Consider the following 10900-nt stretch of genomic DNA (forward strand, 5'->3'; position numbering starts at 1 on the left):
GTTCGACCTGAACAAACGCATCGCGGTGGCGGCGGAGAAATATGGATTCGACTTCCTGCTATCGATGATCAAGCTGCGCGGTTTTGGCGGGAAGACCGAATTCTGGGAGTACGGCCTGGAAAGCTTCACGTTGATGGCCGGGCTGGCCGCAGTGACCGAGAAGATCAAGATCTTCGCGACCTGTCCAACGCTCGTCATCCCGCCCGCCTTCGCCGCGCGGATGTGCAACACGATCGATTCGATCAGCCATGGCCGGTTCGGGCTGAACCTCATCACCGGCTGGCAACCGCCAGAATATACCCAGATGGGTCTGTGGCCCGGCGACGAGCATTTTCGCAATCGCTACAAGATGCTGGACGAATATGCGCACATCCTGCGCGAACTTTGGGCGACCGGGGTCAGCGACTTCAAGGGCGAATACTACACGATGGAGGACTGTCGCGTCCGACCGAAACCGACGGGCGATATGAAGATCATCTGCGCCGGATCATCCGACGACGGCCTCGCCTTCTCCGCAAAATGGGCGGATTATGCCTTCTGCCTTGGCAAGGGGGTCAATACGCCGACCGCCTTCGCATCGAACAACGAGCGGCTGGCAAAGGCCACCGCGAAGGCCGGGCGGGCGGTATCGGTCTTCGTCCTCGTCATGGTGATCGCCGCCGAGACCGACGACGCGGCGATGGCGAGATGGCACGCCTACAACGACGGCGTCGATGTCGAAGCGATCGCGTGGCTCGCCGATCAGGGCGCGAAGGACACGGTGAACACGGACACCAATGTCCGCCAACTCGCCGCGCCGGAGGGTGCGGTGAATATCAACATGGGGACGCTGGTTGGTTCGTATGAAAGCGTCGCGCGGATGCTGGACGAAATGGCGACGGTACCGAACACCGGCGGCGTGCTGCTGACGTTCGATGATTTCGTCGAAGGCGTGGATGCGTTCGGGACGCGGATACAGCCGTTGATGAGGTGCCGGGCAGGGGTTGTCGGGGGATGATGTCGCAAATACACGCCGTCACCCCGGCCTTGTGCCGGGGTCCATCGCGGGGCGGGCTTTAGGCGAGAGGCTCTAGCTACCCGCTCGCGGCACCATGGACCCCGGCGCCAAGGCCGGGATGACGGGTTTGGAATGAGGAGCAGGAGATGGATCAGAACAACTCCCCCTGCGCCCCCATCGGTGCGCGAAACAGGTCCGTCCGCAACGCGATGCGCTCCCGCTCCAGTCCATACTTGCGGCACGCCAGCCGGAACCGTGTCTGCATCAGGTCCGCCCACGGCCCTTGCCCCTTCATCCGGGTAAAGAAATGCGGGTCGTTGTCCCGGCCGCCCCGCAGCGACCGGATCGTCGCCATCACCTTGCCCGCCCGGTCCGGGAAATGCGCGTCGAGCCAGGCGCGGAACAGCGGGGCCACCTCGTACGGCAAACGGACCGGCAGGAAGAACACGCCACGCGCCCCGGCCTCGGCGGCGCGTTCGACGATATGCTCCATCTCGTGATCGGTGATCGCGGGGATAACGGGGGCGATCGAGACATGGACAGGGACGCCCGCATCCGCCAGCCGCCGCACCGCGGTCAGCCGGCGTTCGGGATGCGGCGCACGCGGCTCCAGCGTCATCGCGATCTTCGGGTCGAGTGACGTCACCGACACCGTCACCGCGGCGACGCCTTTCGCCGCCATGGGTGTGAGCAAATCGAGATCGCGCAGCACGCGGTCGGACTTGGTCGTGATCGTCAGCGGATGGTTCGTTTCGCTCAGCACCTCGACGATGCCGCGGGTGATCCGCCAGTCGGTCTCGATCGGCTGGTAGGGATCGGTGTTGGTGCCGAGCGCGATCGGACGGACCTCGTAGCCGGGCTTGGTGAGTTCGGCGCGCAGCAGGACCGCCGCATCGGGCTTCGCGAACAGTCGGCTTTCGAAATCCAGCCCCGGCGACAGGTCGTGGAACGCATGGCTGGGTCGGGCGAAGCAATAGATGCAGCCGTGCTCGCATCCCCGATACGGGTTGATCGAGCGGTCGAAGCCGATGTCGGGGGACGTGTTCCGACTTATGATGGTTCGCGGATGCTCGACCGTCACCGTCGTGCGGCGCGGGGCGGGCGCGCCGTCGATATCGCCTTGCGCATCCAACCAGTCGCCGTCCGCCTCGGTCGCAGGCAGGTTGAACCGCGCGCTCTCGCGGTTCAGCGTTGCGCCGCGGACGGGTCGGGCTTTGGCCATTGCAATGTCCTACGCTTCAACGTAGAACGTATAAAGAACATTGGAGGTTGCGATGGCACGATTGGCGTATCTCGAACTGCCGGTGGCGGACATGCGCGCGAGCAAGGCGTTCTACGCTGCGGCGTTCGGCTGGGACCTGACGGATTTCGGACCGACCTATGCATCGACGATGAGCGGCGACACGGATGTGGGATTGCAGGCCGACACGGCGGAACAGACCGCCGCGCCGCTGGCGGTGATCGCGGTCGACGATCTCGACGCGGTGCTGGCGGCGGTGGAGGGGGCAGGTGCAACCGTCACGAAGCCGATCTTCGCGTTCCCCGGCGGGCGGCGGTTTCACTTTCGTGATCCCGATGGGCATGAGCTGGCGGCAATGGAGGTGGAGTGAGGGATATCGCCGGGGACACGGACCTTGCCGCCCTGTTGCAGGCGTGGCTTTGTGGGCGATCGATCGCCCGCGGTCTGCCGGCGCCGGTCCCCGATCGAGGCGGCTTGCGGGTCGATACGAATTTGGGCACCGAACTGAAACGCCGGGTGTTCGCGGGGATCGAAGAGGGTCTGGTCGACCTTGGGCAGGCGATCGATGCGGCCGGATTTATATTGAAGGCGTGTACGACGACGGACGAATTACGCGCCGTACTGCCGGATCGGTGGGCGATGCAGCCACCCAGCTATTTCATGATGGCGACGGAGCCGCTGGGGAGCGTTCGCTTCCGATGGGTTACGCGGCGAAAACAGAGCAGGACGCCGGTATCACTCGGGTGCGCATCCTTGCGGATGGCGGCGAACTGGCGGCGAGTGGTTTCGGGGCGGAGACGCACAATGCGTTCGTCTACGACCGGATCGGACCGCGGCCGCGCATCGCCGCAGGGGATTGGGGTGCGCGGTGATGGCGGCACTTCATGGCAGCGTCCGGGACCGGACGTCGCCGGAACTGCTGGTCGCTACCGAAGACGGCCGCTCGCTATACTCGATGCTGGGGTGGCGCGTCATCGCACCTTACGCGACGGCGCTGGTCCATGCCGGATAGCGAGTGGGCCTCACCGCTCCATCAACCGCGGCATCAGCTCCACGAAGTTGCACGGCATATGCCGGCTATCCAGCTGGTCGCGCAGGATACCGTCCCAGCCGTCCTTCACAGCCCCCGTCGATCCAGGCAGCGCGAACACGTACGTGCCGTCCGCCACGCAGGCACAGGCCCGCGACTGGATGGTGGAGGTGCCGATCTTGGCGAAGCTCAGCCAGCGGAACAGTTCGCCGAAACCGGGGATCATCTTGGTCGCGACCTGCTCGACTGCTTCGGGGGTCACGTCGCGGCCAGTGACGCCGGTGCCGCCGGTGGTCACGATGCAGTCGATCGTCGGATCGGCGATCCAGGGGCGCAGTCGCTCGACGATGAGGCCGACATCGTCACGCTCGATCGCCCGGTCGGCCAGGACATGCCCCGCCGCCTGCAACCGCTCGACCAGCGTATCGCCCGACCGGTCCTCGGCGAGGCCACGCGTGTCGGAAACGGTCAGGACGGCGATACGGACGCGGACGAAGGTCCGCGTCTCGTCAATCGGCACGCTGCACAGCCCCCTGCGGCGACACCGGCGCGGTCGCCGCCGCTGCGCTCGCGCTGGCTCGGGGATCGGGTGCCGCGTTCAGCCGAATTGCGGTCGCGCCCGCCATGCCGGGGAAGCGTGGCCACATCCCCTGTGCCAGCGCGGCGCGGCTGACCGACGCCTTCTTCCCCGCCTGACCCTCGTACATCCAGTAATTGCGAAGTACCGTGGTGACGTAGCCACGCGTCTCCCAATAGGGGATGCTCTCGATATACAGCAGCGGATCGCCACCATCGCGGATCGCCGCGTTCCACTCGCCGACCGGCTTCGGCCCGGCGTTGTAGGCGGCGATGACCTTCGGCAGCAGGCCGCCGGTAATGGCCATATCCCGCAACCGCTCAAGGTGACGCTGCCCGATATCCATGTTGGTCGACGGCTTGGTCAGCGCACCGCGATCGACCGCGATCCCGCGTTCGCGGCCATAATCGACCGCGGCGGCGGGCATGATCTGCATGAGCCCATAAGCGCCGGCCTGACTGAGCGCCTTTGTCCGGAAGCGCGATTCCTCCAGCGCGTGCGCATAGACCAAGGACTTCTCGACCCGCCATCCGCCGTCCGGGACCCAGTTCGGCGTCGGATAGCGCGCCTCCGCCGTTGCGACGACGCCTGCAGGACAGTTATGCGCCAGCCAGATCGTCGTCGCCGGCAGGTCGAGCGATTCGGCGACGCGGACCAGCGCACCGAATTCGCGAGGGGCACCGATACGCGCTTGCTGGCGGATGACGTCGTCCGCCAGTTCGCTCTCCCCGACTTCGACGAGTGCCGCAGCGACTCGCAAATTCGGTCGCTGGTCGAGCGCCATCCAGTCGGTCGCGACCAGCCCGGTCAGCTGGTCGCGGTCGTGCATGCCGAGCGCCTGGCGTGCGAGCTGTCCATAGAAGCTCTCGCCGAACTGCGCCGCCGATTTCAGCCGCGCCTCGATCCGGTCGGGTCGGCCGCAGACCATGTCCGCGCGCGCCGCCCAATATAGCCCGGCCGCGCGAAGATCGATGTCGGTGGCGCGCGCCGCGACGCCTTCGAACGCGCTCGCCGACGCGGCGCAGTCATGCTGCCGCCATGTCGCAAGCGCCGCGACCCAGCGCCCCTGGATGGCCCAATCGCCGGTGCCGTCCGCGGCCTTCATCGCCTCCGCCCGCGCGTTGGTGTCGTCGCCCTGGAGATAGTACATCCACGCCACGCGCTGCTGCCATTCGGTAGCCGCCTCTAGGCTCAGGCCGCTGATCGACTCCAGCAACGCCTGCGCCGCCTGGCCCTGGTCCGCCTTGACCAGCGGCTGCATGCGCTGGGCAAGATCGGCGGCGACCTGGTCGCTCTTGATGGTTTTCGCACGAACGCGACGCGGGGCACCGTCCTGCCAGATCAACGCCTGCGCGGTCGGCAAGGGCGGCAGCTCGGTCGCGCCGCGCGTGCGAGCGATCCGCTCCAGCGCTTCCGCTTCGGGCAGCTCGGGGGCTTCGTTGACCAGCGCAGTCAGTTGCTCGGCGGTTGCCTTGGGCGATCCCCTGGCGGTGTAGAATTCGGCGCGCGCGATCGCGTGCAGCGGCCCGGGCTTCATCGAATCGAGCCCGATCTGCGCATCGGTCCATTGCTGCGCCCTGATCGCCGCGAACACCGCGCGGTAGCCAGCGCGCTGGCCGGGATCGAGCAATGCGGGGATGGGTTCGGCCTTGGTCGCCGCGGTCAGGCGGACATCCACCGGCGTCGGCGCAGGCTCAACCGCAAGGGCTGGAATGGGCAACAAAGCGAAGATCGCTGCGATTGCGGCGTGCTTCATGCGAGGCCCCGTGTCAGCATCTGCAAATCCTTCCAGGCTTCCGCCTTCAGCGCCGGCTTCTCGATCAGGAACCGCGGGTGGAAACTCGCGACGATCCCGATGTCATCGTTCTTGTTCGGACCGTCGTGGTTAAGATTGCGTAAACCACCACGCGCATTGGCGGCATCCGTCCCCAGGATCGCACGGCTCGCCGCATTGCCGAGCAGCAACAGCCGTTTGGGCGCGACGAGCCGGACATGGTGGAGCGCGATCTCCGCCAGCCGGGCCTCGACGGTCGGGTCGACACGCCCCGCTGCGGGTCGGCGCGCGCAGACGGCGGTCAAGTGGACAGTCTCGCGCGACAAACCGATCGCCGCGAGCATTCGGTCGAACAACCGACCAGGCGCGCCGCTCAGCATGGTCGCGGCGGGACCGTCTTCCCGGTCGGGGCAATCGACAAGGACCATGACCGCCGCATCCAAGGGACCGCTCGCCGCGATCGAGATGCCGGACCAGCTCGCCTCCGGCGCGTCGGTCCCCAGCCGCCATTCGAGCAACGCGGCGAGCGTGGCCGGCAGGGCGACGTTCGCCGGCAGCTGGGCCGAGACAGGCTCGGCAGTGACCGCGACGGGCGGTGCAACTGCGACCGCTGGCACGGCGAACCAGTCGCGCGGCAGGTCGTCGACAAGCGTGTCGATCCCGGCGTCGCGCCACCAGTCCAGCGCGCTGGCGGCGACCGACTGCCAGTCATGTTGCGGATAAACCCCCATCACCTCGTATAAGGCAAACGGTTGACGCGGCGGTCAATTCGCGTGATCGGCTTATTGGACAGGACGTTGCCGGCGTGCGCCCGACCGACGGGAGCCGGCCCTCGGAGAGAAAGATGACCGAACGTGAGTCGATGCCCTACGACGTGGTGATCGTGGGTGCAGGGCCAGCCGGCCTCAGCGCCGCGATCCGCCTGAAGCAGCAAGCGGCAGATAAGGGCGCGGATATTTCCGTGTGCATCCTGGAAAAAGGCTCCGAAGTCGGCGCGCATATCCTGTCCGGCGCGGTGATCGATCCGAAGTCGCTGGACGAGCTGTTGCCCGATTGGCGGACCGATGGCTGCCCGCTCGCCGAGGTGCCGGTGACCGAGAATCATCACTGGGTGCTCAACCGCAAGGGCAAGGTCAACCTGCCGCACCTGCTGACCCCGTCCTTCCTCCACAACAAGGGGACGTACACCGGCAGCCTCGGCAATCTGTGCCGCTGGCTGGCCGGGAAGGCGGAGGAACTGGGCGTCGAGATATTTCCCGGCTTTGCGGCCGCCGAGATCCTGTTCGACGACGGCCGGGTGATGGGCGTCGCGACCGGCGACATGGGCGTCGCGCGCGACGGCACGCACAAGGGAGATTACACGCCCGGGCTCGAACTCCACGCTAAATATACTTTCTTTTCCGAAGGATGCCGCGGACATCTGTCGAAGGAGATCATCCGCACGTTCGATCTGGCCAAGGACAGCGACCCGCAGGTGTACGGCCTGGGCGTCAAGGAATTGTGGGACATCGACCCCGCGTTGCATTCCCCCGGCCGGGTAATCCATACCCAGGGCTGGCCGCTGAACGAGACCGAGGGGTCGAATGGCGGCGGGTGGATCTATCACCAGGCGAACGGGCAGGTCTCGATCGGCTTCGTGACGTGGCTGAGCTACACCAACCCGTATCTGTCGCCGTTCCAGGAGATGCAACGCTGGAAGACGCATCCCGAGGTCGCGGCGTTGCTGAAGGACGGCAAGCGTGTGTCATACGGCGCGCGGGCGATCAGCGACGGCGGATTGCAATCGATCCCGAAGCTGGTCTTCCCGGGCGGCGCGCTGATCGGCGATAGCGCCGGGTTCCTCAACGTCCCGCGGATCAAGGGCACGCACACCGCGATGAAGTCCGGAATGATGGCCGCCGACGCTGCGGTCGACGCGATCGTATCGCAGCGGAGCCATGATGAACTGGTCGCCTATCCGGCGGCATTCGATGCGTCGTGGGTGAAAAAGGAATTGTCGGTCGTCCGCAACGTCGTGCCACTGGTGAAGCGGTTCGGCGACTTTTTAGGATCAATATTGTCGGGAATCACGATGTGGGCGGAGCATATCGGTATCCGAATGCCGTTCACGCTGCACCACCATCCGGATCATGAAAGCCTGTGGCGCAAGGATCTGGTCAAGCCGATCGTCTATCCGAAGGCCGACGGAGTGCTCACGTTCGACCGGCTTTCCTCGGTCTTCATCTCGAACACCAATCATGAGGAAGACCAGCCCGTCCACCTGACGCTTCGCGATCCGAACATCCCCGTCGACTACGACCTGCCAATGTACGACGAGCCCGCACAGCGTTATTGCCCGGCGGGCGTGTACGAGATCGTCGGTGAGGAGGTCGGCGATCCGAAGTTCGTCATCAACGCGCAGAACTGCGTCCACTGCAAGACGTGCGACATCAAGGACCCGACGCAGAATATCAACTGGGTCGTGCCAGAGGGCGGCGGGGGCCCCAATTATCCCAATATGTAAGCGCCTTTTGCTTGCAGCCGGTATGATGCTCGCATCGACCCCGGCACTGGCGGACGGTAACGACGTCGCCGCTTATCTTCGCGGGCGGTCGGCGTCGGCATCGGGGCATATGGATATCGCGACGGCGGACTACGCCCGGGCGTTGACGGCGGCCCCCGACAATCCGGTAGTAGCAATCCGCGCCTATCGATCGGCGTTGGCCGCCGGCGACGATGCGCTGGCATTGCGGGCGGCGATCGTCCTGGACCGGGCGGGCGTCGCGCCCGCCGATACCGCGCTGATCCCGCTGGCGATCGCGGCGAGGGCGAACGACCCCGCGACGGCGGATGCGGCGATCGCGCGGATGAAGGGCACGCCGCTCGGACTGCTTGTCCCCGCGCTGACCCAATGGACCGCGTTCGCGAAGCGCGCGCCGACATCCGCCTCGACGTCCACCGATCCCGCCGCACGGCGCTTCGCGGTGGAGACGCACGCGCTGCTGTCGATCGCGGGCGGGCATGTCGATGAGGGCATGACGGCGCTGACCGCGCTTGGTGGGGCAGGGGCCGCGCTCGACTTGCGCGCGGCGGCGGCGCGGCTGCTCGTCGGGGCGGGGCAGGGTGCCCGCGCCCGCAACCTGCTTGCGCCCGACGAGGTTGCACTTGCCGCGCCTGCCAGCCCGACGCTAGGCTTCGGCGTGTCGTGGCTGCTGACCCGCGTCGCTGGAGAGCTGGCCTCCGCCGAGCCGTCGCCGCTGTCGATCGCCCTGACTCGTGCCGCATTGCGCGCGGATCCGACGAACGACCGCGCGCGCCTGCTGCTCGCGTTGTCGCTGTCGTCGCAAGCGGCACAGCGCGCCGCGCTCACCGTTCTGGACGGGATCGCGCCGACCGGCCCCTTTGCCGAGAGCGCGGCGACCGCGCGGATCGTGATCCTGGGTGCCGCGGGGCGCGGTGCGGAGGCGCTGGCTGTCGCTCAGGCAACGGCGGTGCGTGCGGACTCCACGACGAACGATTGGCAGCGTTACGGCGACCTGCTCGTGCAAGCCGGGCGTGAGCCGGAGGCTGCCCCCTGGTTCCGTCGCCTGGCCGAACGCCCGGGCGCGACCTGGCGCGACTGGCTGCAATATGGTGCTGCACTCGACCGGGCGGGTCGCTGGGCGGACGCCGAACCGGCGCTGGAGCGAGCGGTCGCGCTCGGACCCGACCAGTCGCTCGCGCTCAACTATCTGGGCTATGCGCGGATCGAGCATGGCGAAAACGCCGCGGCGGCCATGCGCTTGCTGGCCCGCGCGTGGGCGCTCGAACCCGACGGCGATTCGATCGCGGACTCACTCGGCTGGGCGTATTTCCGCAGCGGCGATACCGCGCGGGCGCTCCCGCTGGTCGAACGGGCGGCGGTCGGGGAGCCGACCAATGCGGAGATCGACGAGCATCTGGGCGACATCTACTGGTCGCTCGGTCGCCGCTACGAGGCGCGCTACGCCTGGCGCGCCGCGACGGTCACCGCCCCCGCCACCGACGAGGCGCGGCTGGCGGGCAAAATTGCCGACGGCACGCCGCCCCGCGCGCGGCCCTGATCCCCCGCGTGATCGTCGAACCGGCCCCGGCCAAGATCAACCTCGCACTTCATGTCCGCCGCCGCCGACCCGACGGCTATCACGACATCGAAACGCTGTTCGCCTTCTGCCGTGACGGCGATGTGGTGACGGTGGAGGCTGCGGAGCGGAACCGGTTTACGATCACCGGACCGTTCGCCGGTATATTGTCGCCACCCTCTGCCGGGGGCGCGTTGTGGAGCGGTAATCTGGTGACGGATGCCGCCGACGCCTTCGCTTCGTGCTTCGCCATCGATCAACCTCACGCCATTGCTCTCGACAAACGCCTGCCGATCGCTTCCGGTATCGGCGGCGGATCGGCTGACGCCGCCGCGACGCTTCGCGCGCTGGCGAGGCTTCATGGCGTGGCATCGGACGACGACCAATTGATCGCGATCGCGATAAACCTGGGTGCGGACGTCCCCGCTTGCCTGCGCAGCGAGACCGTATTGGGCACTGGCCGCGGCGACGCGCTTGTTGCGATCGATGGGCTGCCGGGAATGCCGGTGCTGCTCGTCAATCCCGGCGTCGCGGTATCGACCGCGGCGGTGTTCCGCGCCTGGGACGGGGTCGATCGCGGTGCGATTTCAGGCGGCGCGCTGCTCGACCGTGCGCGTGCCGGCCGCAACGATCTTGCCGTCCCCGCCCGCGCTTTGGCACCCGCGATCGATGCCGTGCTGGCAATGCTGGAAGCGGCACCGGGCGTGTCGATTGCGCGCATGTCCGGATCGGGCGCGACCTGCTTTGCGTTGTTCGACGACGTTGCGGCGCGCGATGCTATAGCGGCACGAGCCGTGGCACGGGGCTGGTGGCACCTCGCTTCCTCACTCGTCTGATCGCTGTCAAATCCGATGCGATAGTCATTATGTTCCGCTCTTGTTCTGGCAGAACGAATGCGGTACAGCACGCCCAGGCGTTGAAGGCTCGACGCAGTTGCTCTAGCGAGGATGCTCCAATGGCGGCCAGTCTCAAGGTAATCGATAGCGGTATGGCGACAGCAAACGAAAAGGCGAGCGGGGATCGGCAAAAGGCGCTCGACGCCGCGCTTGCACAGATCGATCGCGCGTTTGGCAAGGGCTCGGCGATGAAGCTGGGGTCCAAGCAGACGATGCAGGTCGAGACGATCTCGACCGGCTCGCTCGGCCTCGACATCGCGCTCGGCGTCGGCGGCCTGCCGCGCGGCCGCGTGATCGAGATTTACGG

At 66.9% G+C, this 10900-nt stretch carries 11 protein-coding genes and 1 pseudogene; 8 read left to right on the forward strand and 4 right to left on the reverse strand.

The genetic code is table 11. The features are described 5' to 3' along the window. Positions 1 to 997, forward strand: a 997-nt coding sequence (rutA, locus tag ACFE7D_RS12465) for a pyrimidine utilization protein A (protein WP_375395741.1), incomplete at its 5' end; no start/stop codon positions are given. A gap of 151 nt (positions 998 to 1148) precedes the next feature. Here the strand turns inward: rutA and ACFE7D_RS12470 are convergent. Next, on the reverse strand, positions 1149 to 2219 hold the full coding sequence (locus ACFE7D_RS12470; RefSeq protein ID WP_375395742.1) for a PA0069 family radical SAM protein: 1071 nt from the start codon (positions 2217 to 2219) through the stop codon (positions 1149 to 1151). A gap of 52 nt (positions 2220 to 2271) precedes the next feature. Here ACFE7D_RS12470 and ACFE7D_RS12475 point away from each other — a divergent pair, with 52 nt between their 5' ends. The 3 genes from ACFE7D_RS12475 to ACFE7D_RS12485 all read left to right on the forward strand — a co-directional run bounded on the left by ACFE7D_RS12475 (position 2272) and on the right by ACFE7D_RS12485 (position 3249). Beyond that, positions 2272 to 2607 carry a VOC family protein gene (locus ACFE7D_RS12475; protein ID WP_375395743.1) on the forward strand — a complete coding sequence of 112 codons (336 nt, stop codon included), beginning with the start codon at positions 2272 to 2274 and terminating at the stop codon, positions 2605 to 2607. A gap of 373 nt (positions 2608 to 2980) precedes the next feature. Continuing rightward, a complete protein-coding gene (locus ACFE7D_RS12480) occupies positions 2981 to 3109 on the forward strand; it encodes a hypothetical protein (protein ID WP_375395744.1) in 129 nt (42 codons plus the stop codon). Next, positions 3109 to 3249 carry a hypothetical protein gene (locus ACFE7D_RS12485; RefSeq protein WP_375395745.1) on the forward strand — a complete coding sequence of 47 codons (141 nt, stop codon included), beginning with the start codon at positions 3109 to 3111 and terminating at the stop codon, positions 3247 to 3249. Before ACFE7D_RS12480 ends, ACFE7D_RS12485 begins: the two co-directional genes overlap by 1 nt. Positions 3250 to 3259: 10 nt before the next feature. On the opposite strand, the gene moaB is transcribed toward ACFE7D_RS12485, so the two are convergent. From moaB to ACFE7D_RS12500, 3 genes are read right to left on the reverse strand one after another with little or no spacing between them, the layout of a single operon-like run. Beyond that, on the reverse strand, positions 3260 to 3787 hold the full coding sequence (gene moaB, locus ACFE7D_RS12490) for a molybdenum cofactor biosynthesis protein B (RefSeq protein ID WP_375395746.1): 528 nt from the start codon (positions 3785 to 3787) through the stop codon (positions 3260 to 3262). Further along, entirely contained in the window at positions 3777 to 5600 is a 1824-nt protein-coding gene (locus ACFE7D_RS12495) for a transglycosylase SLT domain-containing protein (RefSeq protein ID WP_375395747.1), read from the reverse strand. The genes moaB and ACFE7D_RS12495 overlap by 11 nt, the downstream gene beginning before the upstream one ends. Then, complete coding sequence (locus ACFE7D_RS12500) at positions 5597 to 6349, reverse strand: uracil-DNA glycosylase (protein ID WP_375395748.1); 753 nt, start codon at positions 6347 to 6349, stop codon at positions 5597 to 5599. Before ACFE7D_RS12500 ends, ACFE7D_RS12495 begins: the two co-directional genes overlap by 4 nt. A 113-nt stretch (positions 6350 to 6462) precedes the next feature. On the opposite strand from ACFE7D_RS12500, the gene ACFE7D_RS12505 reads away from it, so the two are divergent. The 4 genes and pseudogenes from ACFE7D_RS12505 to ACFE7D_RS12520 all read left to right on the forward strand — a co-directional run. Beyond that, positions 6463 to 8121: an electron transfer flavoprotein-ubiquinone oxidoreductase gene (locus tag ACFE7D_RS12505; protein ID WP_375395749.1), complete on the forward strand. Its 1659-nt coding sequence runs from the start codon at positions 6463 to 6465 to the stop codon at positions 8119 to 8121. 22 nt (positions 8122 to 8143) lie between these two features. Further along, entirely contained in the window at positions 8144 to 9679 is a 1536-nt protein-coding gene (locus ACFE7D_RS12510; protein WP_375395750.1) for a tetratricopeptide repeat protein, read from the forward strand. A gap of 8 nt (positions 9680 to 9687) precedes the next feature. Next, positions 9688 to 10533 carry a 4-(cytidine 5'-diphospho)-2-C-methyl-D-erythritol kinase gene (locus tag ACFE7D_RS12515; protein WP_375395751.1) on the forward strand — a complete coding sequence of 282 codons (846 nt, stop codon included), beginning with the start codon at positions 9688 to 9690 and terminating at the stop codon, positions 10531 to 10533. A 119-nt stretch (positions 10534 to 10652) separates the two neighbouring features. Continuing rightward, positions 10653 to 10900, forward strand: a pseudogene (locus tag ACFE7D_RS12520) (DNA recombination/repair protein RecA); the annotation flags it as partial.

Source organism: uncultured Sphingomonas sp. (assembly GCF_964244235.1).
Lineage (GTDB): Bacteria > Pseudomonadota > Alphaproteobacteria > Sphingomonadales > Sphingomonadaceae > Sphingomonas.

What these genes read in the sequence shown, in the direction of transcription:
- ACFE7D_RS12510 (WP_375395750.1), top strand. Translation starts at nt 8,144, where the DNA reads ATGATGCTCGCATCGACCCCGGCACTGGCGGACGGTAACGACGTCGCC.
- ACFE7D_RS12485 (WP_375395745.1), top strand. Translation starts at nt 3,109, where the DNA reads ATGGCGGCACTTCATGGCAGCGTCCGGGACCGGACGTCGCCGGAACTG.
- ACFE7D_RS12495 (WP_375395747.1), bottom strand. Translation starts at nt 5,600, where the DNA reads ATGAAGCACGCCGCAATCGCAGCGATCTTCGCTTTGTTGCCCATTCCA.
- ACFE7D_RS12475 (WP_375395743.1), top strand. Translation starts at nt 2,272, where the DNA reads ATGGCACGATTGGCGTATCTCGAACTGCCGGTGGCGGACATGCGCGCG.
- ACFE7D_RS12505 (WP_375395749.1), top strand. Translation starts at nt 6,463, where the DNA reads ATGACCGAACGTGAGTCGATGCCCTACGACGTGGTGATCGTGGGTGCA.
- ACFE7D_RS12500 (WP_375395748.1), bottom strand. Translation starts at nt 6,349, where the DNA reads ATGGGGGTTTATCCGCAACATGACTGGCAGTCGGTCGCCGCCAGCGCG.
- ACFE7D_RS12470 (WP_375395742.1), bottom strand. Translation starts at nt 2,219, where the DNA reads ATGGCCAAAGCCCGACCCGTCCGCGGCGCAACGCTGAACCGCGAGAGC.